The 13,984-nt window shown below is 68.5% G+C and carries 10 protein-coding genes, 1 tRNA gene, 3 pseudogenes and 1 other annotated feature; of the genes and pseudogenes, 9 read left to right on the forward strand and 5 right to left on the reverse strand.

Features of this window, described 5'->3' with window-relative positions:
• Positions 1–340: 340 nt before the first annotated feature.
• From BRM1_RS11960 to BRM1_RS11970, 3 genes are all read right to left on the reverse strand, one after another.
• Positions 341–1,348: an inorganic phosphate transporter gene (locus tag BRM1_RS11960; protein ID WP_268526216.1), complete on the reverse strand. Its 1,008-nt coding sequence runs from the start codon at positions 1,346–1,348 to the stop codon at positions 341–343.
• Complete coding sequence (locus BRM1_RS11965; RefSeq protein ID WP_268526218.1) at positions 1,349–1,960, reverse strand: DUF47 domain-containing protein; 612 nt, start codon at positions 1,958–1,960, stop codon at positions 1,349–1,351.
• Between the two features lie 570 nt (positions 1,961–2,530).
• Positions 2,531–3,118, reverse strand: coding sequence for a hypothetical protein (locus tag BRM1_RS11970; protein ID WP_268526219.1), 588 nt, complete (start codon positions 3,116–3,118; stop codon positions 2,531–2,533).
• Between the two features lie 189 nt (positions 3,119–3,307).
• Between BRM1_RS11970 and BRM1_RS11975 the strand changes: the two genes are divergently transcribed.
• The 5 genes and pseudogenes from BRM1_RS11975 to BRM1_RS11995 all read left to right on the forward strand — a co-directional run.
• Complete coding sequence (locus tag BRM1_RS11975; protein ID WP_268526221.1) at positions 3,308–4,291, forward strand: hypothetical protein; 984 nt, start codon at positions 3,308–3,310, stop codon at positions 4,289–4,291.
• 169 nt (positions 4,292–4,460) lie between these two features.
• Positions 4,461–4,533 (forward strand) — tRNA-Lys (locus BRM1_RS11980).
• 240 nt (positions 4,534–4,773) lie between these two features.
• Positions 4,774–5,409, forward strand: a pseudogene (locus BRM1_RS11985) (ISL3 family transposase); the annotation flags it as partial.
• Positions 5,410–5,462: 53 nt separating this feature from the next.
• Positions 5,463–6,658, forward strand: a pseudogene (locus BRM1_RS11990) (IS3 family transposase); the annotation flags it as partial.
• Positions 5,741–5,869: a sequence feature (AL1L pseudoknot), on the forward strand. Its footprint overlaps the pseudogene before it by 129 nt.
• Positions 6,659–6,722: 64 nt before the next feature.
• Positions 6,723–7,047: pseudogene (locus BRM1_RS11995) on the forward strand (transposase); the annotation flags it as partial.
• A 279-nt stretch (positions 7,048–7,326) separates the two neighbouring features.
• On the opposite strand, the gene BRM1_RS12000 reads toward BRM1_RS11995, so the two are convergent.
• Positions 7,327–7,806 carry a general stress protein gene (locus BRM1_RS12000; RefSeq protein WP_268526223.1) on the reverse strand — a complete coding sequence of 160 codons (480 nt, stop codon included), beginning with the start codon at positions 7,804–7,806 and terminating at the stop codon, positions 7,327–7,329.
• Between the two features lie 929 nt (positions 7,807–8,735).
• Here BRM1_RS12000 and BRM1_RS12005 point away from each other — a divergent pair.
• Complete coding sequence (locus tag BRM1_RS12005) at positions 8,736–9,827, forward strand: hypothetical protein (protein WP_268526225.1); 1,092 nt, start codon at positions 8,736–8,738, stop codon at positions 9,825–9,827.
• 61 nt (positions 9,828–9,888) lie between these two features.
• On the opposite strand, the gene BRM1_RS12010 is transcribed toward BRM1_RS12005, so the two are convergent.
• Positions 9,889–10,806: an IS3 family transposase gene (locus BRM1_RS12010; protein WP_326958672.1), complete on the reverse strand. Its 918-nt coding sequence runs from the start codon at positions 10,804–10,806 to the stop codon at positions 9,889–9,891.
• A gap of 332 nt (positions 10,807–11,138) precedes the next feature.
• Here BRM1_RS12010 and BRM1_RS12015 point away from each other — a divergent pair, with 332 nt between their 5' ends.
• Genes BRM1_RS12015 through BRM1_RS12025 form a run of 3 tightly spaced genes read left to right on the forward strand, consistent with a single transcriptional unit; the run spans position 11,139 to position 13,984 of the window.
• The gene (locus tag BRM1_RS12015) at positions 11,139–11,513 is read left to right on the forward strand and encodes an Hsp20/alpha crystallin family protein (protein ID WP_268526226.1); all 375 of its coding nucleotides are present in this window, start codon (positions 11,139–11,141) and stop codon (positions 11,511–11,513) included.
• Positions 11,514–11,548: 35 nt separating this feature from the next.
• Positions 11,549–13,414, forward strand: a complete 1,866-nt coding sequence (dnaK, locus tag BRM1_RS12020) for a molecular chaperone DnaK (RefSeq protein WP_247619172.1) — start codon at positions 11,549–11,551, stop codon at positions 13,412–13,414.
• A gap of 18 nt (positions 13,415–13,432) precedes the next feature.
• On the forward strand, positions 13,433–13,984 hold the full coding sequence (locus BRM1_RS12025; RefSeq protein WP_268526231.1) for a nucleotide exchange factor GrpE: 552 nt from the start codon (positions 13,433–13,435) through the stop codon (positions 13,982–13,984).

A 13,984-nucleotide genomic window follows, 5' to 3' on the forward strand; every position in this document is an offset into this window, starting at 1 on the left:
AACGTGGAACGCTTCAAGGCTACCTGTAAGAATCCTGAAACGCACAGGAAACACGCAGTTCCTACCCCGGAAAATGACCGGCTGCTGGGCGGTCAGCGCACCCGAATCGCGCGGGATCCGCGAGAAGACGCGGGTGCCAGCGGGTCGAGAGCGGATCTTCGGGGTGACATAACACACGCCGCCACGCCCGGCTCGCGGCGCGAGCAACGCTTCCAAAGGCCCGTTGTGCTGCGAAAAGCGTGGGAATCTGGGGCGAAAACCGGCACAGGCAACCGGGACGGACAGCGGCGGCACGTGCCGCGACGCGACGGGGCGGGACGGCCAGTGCTCGGTGGCGCGCTCAGCGCGCGAGGACCAGCAGCGGCCAGGCGATGATCGCCGCGCACAGCGCGGAGGCCGGCAGGCCCAGCAGCCAGGCGCCCGCCACCGCGGCGAGGACGCGGGGCTGCACCGCGCCTCGGCGGCGGCCCACCTGGGTGCCCAGGTTCGATGCCGCGACGATGAAGCTCATCGCCAGGGGAACCCGCAGGGCGAAGGCCGCGATGTACATGAGCACGGTGGACACGCCGTCGGCGATGACGGCGCGCGGGGGGTCCATCGATACGAGGCGGCTGCTCATCGTGTAGGCGACGCGGGTGCCGCTGGTGTACGTGCCGAGCGCCAGGGCCAGGGCGACGACGAGGATGATCCACCAGCTGCGGTTGTCCGCGAACATCGTCTGCGGCCGACCGGTTGCCGCCGCGAGCGCGACCGCCAGCACCGCGCCGATCTTCTGCGAGTCCTGGGCTCCGTGGGCGAAGGACAGGGCCGCGACGAGCACGCTGTCGGACTGGCGCATGAAGCGGAAGAGGGGCTTGGGTGCCTGGCTGCGCAGCAGGGGCAGCACGACGAGTGTGACGAGCAGTGCCAGGAGGAAGGCCGCGAGCGGGCCGAACAGCAGGCGCGGCAGATTCGCGTCGACGAACAGGGACTGCGCGCGCGTGATGCCGAAGACGAACCCGGCCCCGATCATCCCGCCCACCAGGCAGTGGGTGGAGGCGATGGGCAGGCCCAGGAAGTAAGTGCCGAGGTTGACGAGGCCGCCGCCGGCCAGCGCGGCGATGATGATGAGGAGGATGCTCGCATCCGCGTGCGGCGCATCGAGCAGGCGCATGACGAGGCGGTCGACGACGCCCTGGCCGATGAGCGCGCCGGCGAAGTTGAACACGGCGGCCAGGGCGAAGGCGGCGCGGCGGGTCAGTGCGCGCGTGGCCAGGGCGTTGCCCACCGCCACGCCCGTGTCGTGGAAGCCGTTGATGAAGGCGAACGCGACGCCCAGGGCCAGCGCGACGGCGAAGGCGGCCTCCACCTAGGACTCCCGCACGGCGATCTCCGCGACGACCCGGCCCACCGAGGTGAAGCCCTGGGAGGCGGCCATGAAGGCCTCGCTCAGCTGCATGGCCGCCGCCAGGTGCGTCAGCCCCAGGCGCGCGGCGGGCACCGCGTCGGTGACGCGCTGCTGGAGCTTCACGGCCCGGCTGTGCAGGGTGTTCATCGTCTCGACGTACTCCCATTGGTCGAGCTTGGCCGACAGCCGCTGCGTCATGCGCAGCGTGTGGTCGGCCTGGTTCGACAGGAGCGCGAGCATCTCGAGGACGCCCACCGGCAGCTCCTCGAAGGCCGGCGAGGTCAGCGCGAAGCCCACCGAGTCCAGCCGGTGGCAGGTGGTGCGCAGGGTGTCCGCGAGCACGTAGATGTCGCGCCGGTCGAAGGGGGTGAGGTAGTTCTCCCGCAGGGCGCGGACCACGGCCCCGGAATCGGCGTCCGCGTCATCGCAGATGCTCTGCATGCGCCGGGCTGCGGCGCGGCGGTCCTCCACGGGGATGCCGGAGAGCTCCGCCAGCACGAGGTTGGATTCCTGCAGGCGGCCGGCGATGCTGGCCAGCAGCACGGTGAAGGCCGCGTCGTTCGACTTCCGCATGCGCACGTGTGTCCCCGGGGTTGAGTGGCGAGGCGTTGCCCTGGCACCTTCATTGTGCCCGCCGCCGAGGCCCGCGGGCGGGAGGCCCTGCCGGTGCGCGTCTTCGCGTGCGGATCCGCAGGGCGGTTCGTGGTGCTGTGGGGCGGTGGCTCGGCGGGGAAGGCGGCCGCTCGGTGGGAAGAGGGGCAGCGGAGCGGACGGGTGGCTGCAGACGGGAGCGAGCCGCGGAGCAGGGGGTGGCCGCAGGGGGACTGCGGCGTAAGCGGGGGTGGGTGCCGAGCCGAGAGCGCCTCTCGGCGGAAGGCCGCTCGAAGCGGCATATTTTGGAGCCCGGGGCTTCAGCGGCTCGGCACCCGTGGCCCTTGCGGGCCGCACCCCACGATACTCACTGGGCGCTGCGGGGCAAGGGGGCTGGTCCACCTCCACTGGGAATGTGCGGTCCGAGTGCGCCCTGCGCCGTGGGGCGAGCGGAGCTGCGGCCAGCGGGCCGGCGGCCGCAGCCCCGGTCTGGCGGCGGATCTCCGGGTGCGCCGAGGCCCGCGCCGCTCGGGCCCGCGAGCCGGCCGCCGCTCAGGCGAGCGAGCCCGCGCGGTGGGCGCGGGCGGCCGCGGTGAGGTCCTCGCCCAGCTGCACGAACGAGGCGAGCTCCGGATCGCTCGCGTCATCCGCCGCGCGCCCACGGGAGGCCACCGCAACAAATGCCGCGGCGCGGTCGAGCGCGGTCGCGTAGTCGCCCCGGAATGCGCCGGCGAGGATCCGGTCCGCGGCATCAGCGACCTCGGCGGGGCCGGGCGGATCGGCGATGCCGGCCACCGCCTCGGCGGGGGACTGCGAGCGCCCGGCGCGGAACCATGCGCTGGCCTCCGCGCTGCGGTTGTGGATCCAGGTGCGCAGGGCGTACAGGCGCCAGAGCGAGCCCGGCAGGGACACGGCGGGCGCGGTCGACCAGAGCCCGGTGATCGTCTCGAGACCGTGCTCGTCGGCGAGCGTGACGAAGCGCCGGGAGGCCTCCGCGTCGCGCGGGCGGGTGGGGTCAGCCACGAGCATCGCGGCGAGGTCGTGGGCCATCTGGACCCGTTCGTCCGGACCCGGGGAGGAGTCGAAGCGGTCGAGGTCCGGGTAGATCGCGGGCTTGTGGAAGCGGGGCTGCTGGGCCATCGGCTCAGTGTAGGCGGTGGTGGCACAGACGGGGCGGATGTACGGTGCGGCGGGGGCGGTTGTGCGCAAACCCCCAAGGTGGCCTCCTAGAATCGTGGTGAAGGCGGTGCCCGCACACGCGCGGGCGCCGCACCAGTGCGGCGGTGGCCGCGTGCCGCGCGTGCCGTCCGCCACCGGGAAGGAGTGCTCATGTCACCGTCGAAGGTCGTCAACAAGGGCATCGAGAAGGCCTCGGGCCTGGCGTTCAAGAAGGACGGCTCGCTGCGTCCGGGGGCCGCGGGCATGCTGACGAAGGTGCTCAGCGTGCAGCGGCCGGTCGTGCTCGCCTACGTGCGCAGCGTGCGTCGCCGCAAGCCCGACGCCACGCCCGAGGAGCTCATCCAGATCATCTCGAAGCACTACCTGACCGTCACGATGGGCACGGGCGCGGCCGTGGGAGCTACGGCCGTGGTGCCCGGCATCGGGACGATGGCCGCGCTGGGCGTGGCCGCCGCGGAGACGGGCGGCTTCCTCGAGGCCAGCGCGCTCTACGCGCAGTCGCTCGCGGAGATCCACGGGCTCCCGGTCCGCGATCCCGAGCGCGCGAACGTCCTGGTTCTGGGCCTCATGCTGGGCGATTCGGGCCGCGAGCTCGTCAAGCGCTTCACCGGACACGCGGCCGGCGGCGAAGCGCTCACCGCCAACTGGGGGCAGGTCGTTGCCACCCAGATCCCGTCGTCGTTGCTGAACTCGCTGGTCAAGCGGATGCGCCGGACGATGGTGAAGAAGTACGCCTCGCGCACCGCGGGGTCGATGTTCGGACGGATCCTGCCGTTCGGGATCGGCGCCGTGATCGGCGGCGTCGTCAACCACCGGATGGCCAAGAACGTCGTGTCCAATGCGAAGGACGCCTTCGGCCCCGCCCCCGCGCACTTCGAGAAGGAGCTGAATCCCGGCGTGAGCTCGCAGAAGAAGGACTCCGACCTGCTGGGCGGCCTCAAGAAGCTGCTGAACTCGCGCAAGGAGCGCGCCAAGCGCGGCGCGGTGGTGGAGGGGGAGTCGCAGGTTGTGCCGGTCGACGGCCCCGCCGCCGAGGCGCACAACGACGCCGACCGCGGCACCGGCACCGATTCCGGGTTCACCGCCGCGGATGACGACGCACCCAGGACGTACCGCCCCGATACGAAGCTGTGAGGGGCTGAGGTCGGAGCGCCCGAGCCGGGCAGGGCAGCGGTGTGCGCGGCCGCGGCGTGCGGACCACCGGTTGGTGGGCCCGCACGCCGCGGATAGACTGCCTCTGACGCGCAGAGGCGCGGTCGGCGCCGCTCGCTGAACGCGGCCGCGCCGCCGTTTCCGGGCGCGCGGGCCTCTAGCTCAGTTGGTAGAGCAGCGGACTTTTAATCCGCGGGTCGTGGGTTCGATCCCCACGGGGCCCACTCGAAAACACCACGTCTCATCAGGCATTATGCCAGTGCGGTGTTCTCATTCGCGGGTTGTAGGATCTGTCAGATTGCCGCCATTTCAGCCTCGATCACCGCAAGGACTCGGGTTTAACGGCTCTTCACAGATGAGGGTGTAGCTGTGGTGCGACCTGGGGTGGCGCGTCGGTGTCGGGGTGAGGGTCGAGGTCTTCCGATGATGGGAGTTCTCACACAACCCGTCCGGAAGACCTCGACGTGCCTGACGCTACCTTCACGCGCCCTGACCTGACTACCTTCACCCGCCTCGACGGCCTCGGTCTGGAGGTCACCGGCCAGCTGCTCGAGCCTGACCGGTCCGTGCTGGCGTGCCGGGTCGTGGAGCCGGACGACTGGTGCAGGCGGTGCGGCTGCCAGGGCGTGCCCCGTGACACGGTGAGCAGGGAGTTGGCGCACGAGCCGTTCGGGTGGCGCCCTACCACGCTGGTGCTCACCGTGCGCCGCTACCGCTGCAAGGAGTGCTCGCACGTGTGGCGTCAGGACACCACCGCTGCGGCGCCGCCGCGGGCCAAGATCTCCCGCGCCGGCCTGCGGTGGGGTCTGGTCGGGATCGTCGTCGGCCACCTGTCGATGGCCCGAGTTGCCGAAGGACTGGGCGTGGCGTGGAACACCGCCAACGACGCGGTCCTGGCTGAGGGCCGGCGTCTGCTCATCGAGGACCCGACCCGCCTGGACGGTGTCAAGGTCGTCGGGGTCGATGAGCACGTGTGGCGGCACACCCGGCGCGGTGACAAGTACGTCACCGTGATCATCGACCTCACCCCGGTCCGGGACGGCACCGGGCCCTCACGCCTGCTGGACGTGGTCGAAGGTCGGTCGAAGAAGGCGTTCAAGGTGAATCGCCTCGGGTTTGGTGGAGGCTCTGAATCCACGGGAGGATGAGGAGCATGGCAGCACCGAGGAAGTACCCCGACGAGCTTCGGGAGAGAGCCACGAGGATGGCAGTTCAGTCACGGCGCGATCCATCGACGAGGTCGGGAACGTTTCGCCGTGTGGGCGAGCAGCTCGGGATCAATCCTGAGACTCTGAGGAACTGGGGCGTGCAGGCCGAGGTTGACGAGGGGCACCGTCCCGGGACCACGACCAGCGAGTCCCAGCGCCTGGTCGAGCTGGAGAAGGAAGTGCGTGAGCTGCGCAGGGCGAACTCGATCCTGAGGTCAGCCTCGGCTTTTTTCGCGGCGGAGCTCGACCGCCCACAGCGTTGATCGTGGAGTACATCGACCAGTACAGGCATGAGTTCGGCGTCGAGCCGATCTGTCGAACGCTGACCGCAGCGGGCACGCAGATCGCGCCGAGCACGTACTACGCGTTCAAGACCCGCCCACCCTCGAAGCGAGCACTACGCGACGAGGAACTGCTGGTCGAGATCCACCGCGTCCATGCGGCGAACTTCGGCGTCTACGGGGCGAAGAAGGTCCACGCCCAGCTGCGCCGCGAGGGCGTCGTCATCGCGCGCTGCACGGTCGAGCGGCTCATGCGCGGCGCGGGGTTGCGAGGGGTCAGCCGGGCCAAGGGCCCGCGCATCACGATCTCCGGTCGTGGCCCGGATAATCGTCCTGACCTGGTCGAACGTGACTTCACCGCGACCGCTCCGAACCAGTTGTGGGTCGCGGACATCACCTACTGCCGCACCTTCGCCGGCTGGGTCTATGCCGCGTTCATCATCGATGTGTTCTCCCGCCGCGTGGTCGGCTGGCAGCTGTCGAAGTCGCTGCGGACGGACCTCGCGCTGGACGCGCTCGAGATGGGCATCTGGACCCGCGATCACGCAGGCCAGGCCGTCTCCGGGCTCACGCACCACAGCGATAAGGGCGTTCAGTATGTCGCCATCCGCTACACCGAGCGTCTTGCCGAGGCCGGCGCGGCCGCCTCGGTCGGCTCCACCGGCGACTCGTATGACCATGCCCTGGCCGAGGCCTTCAACTCGCTGTTCAAGGCTGAACTGGTCCGCAACCGCGGGCCCTGGAAGAACATCGACGACCTCGAGATCGCGACCGCGGAATACATCGACTGGTTCCATCACCGGCGGCTGCACGGCGAGATCGGCATGATCCCGCCCGTCGAGCTCGAGGACACCTACCATCACAACCACCCCGCCCCGGCACCCGCCGACGCGGCACTTGCGAGCCTCTCACAAACCCGGGGCGATTCAGGATCACCGGCAGGTGGTCAACGGGATCCTGTGGAAGCTGCGCACCGGGGCGCCCTGGCGGGACGTGCCCGAACGGTACGGGCCGTGGAAGACCGGCCACGAGCGGCTGCGGATCTGGACCATGGACGGCACTTGGGCCAAGATCCTGGATGAGGCGGTGGTCAAGGACGACGCTGCCGGGGAGGTCGAATGGGTGTTCTCCGTGGACTCGACCTCCATCCGGGCCCACCAGCATGCCGCCGGGGCCCGGAAAAGGGGGCTGCTCCGATCCGGTCGAGGCCATCGCTGTGGCCGGAGAATGCCTCGGACGGTCCCGCGGGTGATTACCTGGGATGCCCCTGACAGAGGGTCTTGGGGACGAAGCTGTCGGGGTCCACTGCAGGCAACTGCGGGGATCACGCTCGGCAGAGCCGAGCAGGCTCCCGGTTGGTGGTGACAGGCACGCCGACGTCCCTGCTTCCCGGCGAGATCCGCTCCTGAATCCGTTCCAGCGGTGAGTGTCGGGGGAGCGCAGAGGGCCACGGCCCTCAGCACTTACTCGGGCGTGGGCCAGCACCCGGTCCGGGCCCGGGCCCGGTCCGGGCCCGGGCCTTTGGCGGTCACGTCGTGGGACGGCTGGCGTCGAGCTTGGCCTTGGCCGCCTCGACGTACTCGGCCTCCACAAGAATCTCGTAGGAGGACGCCTCCAGGCCCTGGACGCTACTGAAGTCCCGGCGCCCGCCGGTGGCCGCGTGGCCCAGCAACCCGAAGATCAGCCCCCACACCGCGCCCAGGAGTACCGCCCACAGGATTACCGACAGCCACCCCACGACCGTGAAAAGACCCAACAGCAAGCCAATGAGCAATCCCAGCCAGGCTCCGGAGGCGGCCCCGTACAGGGCGGCCTTGCCGTAGGTCATCCGCCCGGTGACCTGCTCAACCAGGCGCAGATCGGTGCCGACCAAGCGCACGTGCTCAACCGGGAACCCGGCGTCGGAGAGTCGATCGACAATGCGCTGAGCCTCCGCATAGGAGGGCACTGTGCGCAGGACCTGGTAATGAGCCGAAGCAGCGGGTGGAAGAGGGGAGTGATGGGACATGATTATCGTTTCCTGTTCGTGGTGACGATCCGACCCGGACGGTGGCCTGCACCCGGGGTTGCCAGGCACCTGGGTCGGGAGTGGACGGAAAGTTAGGAAGAGAAATCGCGGAACAGTCCGGGCACATCAGCAGCCCTGGCCTCCCTTCCTCCCCCTCGGTATCGGCCGTTCAGCCGCGGTGCCTGCGATCTTCGTGGACTTCTGCCACTGGCTCCGACTCGGCATCGGAGCCCGAAATCACCAGCACCCCGTCGGTGCAGGTGGCGGTAGAAAGACCCGAACGCATCAAGGTCCTTGCGCATCAGCTCGGCCACGGCCGTGGCTCCTCTCCGGGTCCTCAGCCCCGTCCCCGAGCCCGTCGGTCCGTGGTGGACCAGCGACGGGCCCGCTCTCAGGGCCTTACAAGGTGTAGCGGACCTTACCAGTATAAGCATAGTTATCTCTGCAGTAAACGCCCGGCCCGTCTTCGGCGCCTCGTGCCACACATGCCTTCCCGCTCGGGTTGCGGCGGGCTATAATTCGCCTTTCACGTGCCCGGCTTGCCGTCTTCGGAGCTGGGCCTTGACACCCCTGCACCGGGTACCCCCGCATCAGTACCGCACCTGCCGCTGGGCAGTCGATGCATCACCTGTCCGAACGGAATCGACCGGCCCCACGCTGACCACTGCTCCCACACCGCCGAAGCACTTCAACCGATCCGTCACTGCAGCATCATCGAGAAGCCGTCCTCGACACCGGCAGGTCCCGGGCCCGCTGGCTGTTATGTCTTCGCGCTGGCGGCGTCGGCGGGGAGAGGATTTCGCAGTGAGCAGCACCGCTCTTTCCGGGATCGAGGCGACCACCGAATTCGGCCTGCGGTGCTGCACGAAACCTTGGGGGCTCCATCGAGCCGGTGGCAATCCGGCCCGTGGTTGCCTCATCATGGAGCGGTGACTGCTAAGCGTTCCCGATCCACCGCCGATCCTGCCGAACCCATTTCCGATGCCGAGCTGCTCATCGGCCTGGTGGTCTCACCATCCCTGAGTGCGGTGCTCGGCCCCGAGGTCACCACCTCGGTGCACAAGATTTTGGTGCAGCGGTATCCGGGAGTGCGCTGGCAACTGAAGGTGGCCGAAGACCGGCTGGTCGATCCGCCCACCGAGACCTTGGACCTGCTGGAGGCGGCCCGAAACCGCGTGCTGGAGGAGAACTGGGATTTGGCCGTGGTGCTCACCGAGATCCCCCTGAAGACCGGCCGACGTCCGGTGCTCACCCAGCTCAGCCCCGTGCACGGGGTAGGACTGGTCTCCGTCCCAACCCTGGGACCCGTGCACGTGCGGCAGAAGGCGCAAGAGACCACCGTGCACGTGGTCGGGCAGCTCCTGGGCTACGACGCCGAAGACCGCAACGCCCAGCGGGATCTTGCTCGAAGAGCCCACCAGCTGTCCACCGATCTCGACGAACGCCCGGACGACAACGTCGTGCAGTTCACGGCCCGAGTGCTGAGCGGCAACGTGCGGTTGCTGCTGGGCATGATCCGCGCCAACCAGCCTTGGGCCTTCGTGGCCCGGCTCTCCCGGGCGCTGGTCGTGGCAGCGGCCACCGGCATGCTGACATTGGTGGCCTCGGACCTATGGATACTGGCCATGGCCTACGGGCCGGTGCGCCTGGTCCTGCTGGCGGTGATGGCGATCGGGGCGGTGAGTGCCACCCTGATCCTGGGAGCCGACTTGTGGGAGCGCCCACGGCGGCGAGCCCAACGTGAGCAGGTGATCCTGTTCAATTTGGCCACCACCGCGACCGTGGCCATCGGGGTTGTGGTGTTCTACCTCGTCTTATTCATCCTGTCCTGGGTCGGCGCGCTGCTGCTCATCGACGAGCAGGTACTGGCCGGTGTCGCCGGTCACCCAGTGAACGCTTTGGACTACGCGAAGATCAGCTGGCTCACCGCCAGCCTGGCCACCGTGGGCGGAGCACTAGGAGCTGGACTGGAGGACGAAGATGTGGTGCGCGCCGCTGCCTACACCCGGCCCAGCACCTGACACAGCCCCAGCACAGAAGAAACTGAAACATCTACGCGTTGAGGCCACGTCTATGCAGGTGTCATTGCCGGTCGCGATGTGAATCGCCCCGGGTTTGTGAGAGGCTCGCAAGTGCCGCGTCGGCGGGTGCCGGTGCGGGGTGGTTGTGATGGTAGGTGTCCTCGAGCTCGACGGGCGGGATCATGCCGATCTCGCCGTGCAGCCGCCGGTGATGGAACCAGTCGATGTATTCCGCGGTCGCGATCTCGAGGTCGTCGATGTTCTTCCAGGGCCCGCGGTTGCGGACCAGTTCAGCCTTGAACAGCGAGTTGAAGGCCTCGGCCAGGGCATGGTCATACGAGTCGCCGGTGGAGCCGACCGAGGCGGCCGCGCCGGCCTCGGCAAGACGCTCGGTGTAGCGGATGGCGACATACTGAACGCCCTTATCGCTGTGGTGCGTGAGCCCGGAGACGGCCTGGCCTGCGTGATCGCGGGTCCAGATGCCCATCTCGAGCGCGTCCAGCGCGAGGTCCGTCCGCAGCGACTTCGACAGCTGCCAGCCGACCACGCGGCGGGAGAACACATCGATGATGAACGCGGCATAGACCCAGCCGGCGAAGGTGCGGCAGTAGGTGATGTCCGCGACCCACAACTGGTTCGGAGCGGTCGCGGTGAAGTCACGTTCGACCAGGTCAGGACGATTATCCGGGCCACGACCGGAGATCGTGATGCGCGGGCCCTTGGCCCGGCTGACCCCTCGCAACCCCGCGCCGCGCATGAGCCGCTCGACCGTGCAGCGCGCGATGACGACGCCCTCGCGGCGCAGCTGGGCGTGGACCTTCTTCGCCCCGTAGACGCCGAAGTTCGCCGCATGGACGCGGTGGATCTCGACCAGCAGTTCCTCGTCGCGTAGTGCTCGCTTCGAGGGTGGGCGGGTCTTGAACGCGTAGTACGTGCTCGGCGCGATCTGCGTGCCCGCTGCGGTCAGCGTTCGACAGATCGGCTCGGAGCAGTGGCTCGCTGAGCGCGACGGCGCGGTGGTGGGGCTGAGCCCTGTGGACGCGCAGGTCTGGAAAGCGGGTCAGGCTCCGTTCGTCAGGCGAATCACTTGCGAAATGCCTACGTGGGGCCCAGTCTGGTACCAGAACGACGCAGCTCTACCGCGCGTTCGCGCTTCTGCTTGGACCACATGGTCCGGGTGGGGTCTACACGTTCGACCGTCGAACAAGCATGGCAGTGGAGTTATAGCGACTCAGCGTAAATGGGGGGGGTGGTGAGATGGTGACCTCATGTGCGGACCTGCGCATCGCTCAGCAGATGGATCCGCGCTCGATGTCGGTCGATCTGTCCCGAGAGGGCGACGAGTACGTTCCTGAGGCGAACCTGCCAGGCATCGACTCGGAGTTTATCGAGCTGGGTGGGCGGCCAGCCGCTCACCGTCCGCGCGGTCAGCGGCCCAGTCCGCGACCGCCGGCGCGAAGTGGTTCACCGCCGAACGGCCCCCACGGGCAATTCATGCGGCTGCTGGGACTGGCACCCGGCATCGACAGCGACAGCGTCACCGCCAGCTGCGACCTGGGCGTCCTGCGGGTGGTGATGCCCATCGAGCAGCCCGCCGTCCGGAAAGATCCCCCTGAAGCAGCCTGCTTCCTGACTCCGGGCACTCAGCCCTGCGCCGATCCTGGCGCGCTCTTTGACGAACCCTGAAACGTGTCTCACGCGACAAGAAAGGAACAATCATCATGGCCAAGGCAGTAGGAATCGATCTGGGAACCACGAACTCCGTTATCGCCGTCTGGGAGGCTGGCGAGGGGAAGGTCATCCCGAACGCGGAGGGAGCCCGCACTACCCCGTCGGTGGTCGCTTTCACCGAGGACGGTGAACGGCTGGTGGGGCAGCTTGCCCGCCGGCAGAGCATCCTCAACCCGAAGGGCACCATCTCGTCCGCCAAGCGGTTCATCGGCCGGTCCTTCGACGAGATCAAGGAGGAAGCCAACGCCGTCGGCTTCGACGTCGTGGAAGGCCCCAACGGCGAAGCACGGTTCAACATCCGCGGCAAGCAGTACGCGCCGGAGGAGATCAGCGCCCAGGTGCTGCGCAAGCTCGTCGACGACGCCAGCAAGTTCCTCGGTGAGAAGGTGACCGAGGCCGTCATCACTGTTCCCGCCTACTTCAACGACGCCCAACGCACCGCGACCAAGGACGCCGGACGCATCGCCGGGCTCGAGGTGCTGCGCATCATCAACGAGCCCACCGCCGCCGCACTGGCGTACGGAATGGACAAGAAGAACCACGAGACCATCCTGGTGTTCGACCTCGGTGGCGGCACGTTCGATGTCAGCCTCCTCGACGTGGGCGACGGGGTCGTCGAAGTGCGATCCACCGCCGGTGACACCCACCTGGGCGGCGACGACTTCGACCGCCGGCTGGTGGACTACTTTGCCGACGAGTTCAAGAACGAGAACGGCATCGACCTGCGCAACGACCCGCAGGCGCTGCAGCGACTGTTCGAGGCGGCCGAGAAGGCGAAAATCGAGCTCAGCTCGGTGTCCCAGACCCAGGTCAGCCTGCCCTTCATCACCGCCGACGCCAGTGGGCCCAAGCACCTGACCATGACCGTGAAGCGGTCCAAGTTCGAAGACCTCACCGCTGACCTCGTTGAGCGGTGCCTCGGTCCGGTGCGTCAGGCGATGACCGACGCGAAGATCGGCGAGAACGATATCGACGAGGTCATCCTCGTGGGCGGTTCCACCCGCATCCCCGCTGTCCAAGCGCTCGTCAAGCGGCTCACCGGCGGCAAGGAGCCGAACATGACGGTGAACCCCGATGAGGTGGTCGCTGTGGGCGCCGCCATCCAGGCGGGCGTCCTCAAGGGCGACGTCGACGACGTGCTGCTGCTGGATGTCACCCCGCTGTCGCTGGGTGTGGAGACCCGCGGTGGCGTGATGACGAAGATCATCGAGCGCAACACCACCATCCCCGCCCGACGCAGCGAGGTGTTCTCCACGGCCGAAGACAACCAGCCGTCGGTGGAGATCGTCGTCCTGCAGGGCGAGCGGGAGATCGCCGCGGACAACCGGGTGCTGGGCCGGTTCGAGCTCACCGGCATCCGCCCCGCTCCTCGCGGTGAAGCGCAGGTCGAGGTCACCTTCGACATCGACGCGAACGGCATCCTGAACGTGACGGCGAAGGACAAGGACACCGGCACCGAGCAGGGCATCACCATCAGTGACACCTCGAATCTGGACCAGGGCGAGATCGACCGGATGATCAAGGAAGCCGAGCAGCACCGGGCTGACGACCAGGCGCTGCGCCAGGCCGTGGACGCCCGCAACGAGCTGGACTCCGCCGCCTACCAGGTCGAGCGGGTACTGCGTGAGCTCGGCGACGCTGCACCGGAACACGAGCGTGCCCGCGCGGAGCTGCTCATCACGCAGGCCCGCGAGGCAGTGCAGAACAACGTCGGCGAGCAGGAAGCGAAAGAGCGCACCGGCGAGCTGCTGCAGGTTGCGCAGTCCCTTGCTGCGGCCCGCGCGAACGCCAGCCACGCTGAGCAGCCCGCTCAGGACGACGAAGACGACGTCGTCGACGCCGAATTCGACAAGTAGCACGGAGGGAGGATCGCGATGGTCGAGGGGCAGAACGAGGAGCAGAACGAGGACACGCGGGCCGTGGACCTGCTGAACGACGACCTCACCGACGTGTCCCCGGAGGAGATCCGCGCCGCGCAAGCAGCGGTCGCCTCCCAGTTGGAGACGGCCGAGGACCGGTGGCGCCGGGCGGCGGCGGACTACGAAAACCTCCGCAAACGAACGGCGCGCGAGATCCAGACCGTCCGCGAGCAGGAGCGGCGGCACACCGCCAAAGCCTTCTTGCCTGTCGTTGACGGGCTGGACCGGGCGCTCAGCTTCGGGGTGGACCTTGACGAGGGCGTTCTGGGTGGCATGCAGTCCGTCCGGGCGCAGGCCGCTGATGCGTTGCGCGCACTCGGGTACCCCGAGATTGTCACCGACGGTGCGGAGTTCGACCCGCAGCTGCACGAGGCGGTCTCGGTCGTCGAGGATGCCAGCGTCCCGCCGCGCAGCATCCTCGCCGTCACTCGCTCCGGGTTCGGAACGCCTGAGCGGATGCTGCGACCGGCTGCGGTCGTGGTCACCCGCAAGCCGGAGGAGGAGTAG

This window comes from Brevibacterium sp. BRM-1 (assembly GCF_026802075.1).
Taxonomy (GTDB): Bacteria; Actinomycetota; Actinomycetes; order Actinomycetales; family Brevibacteriaceae; genus Brevibacterium; species Brevibacterium rongguiense.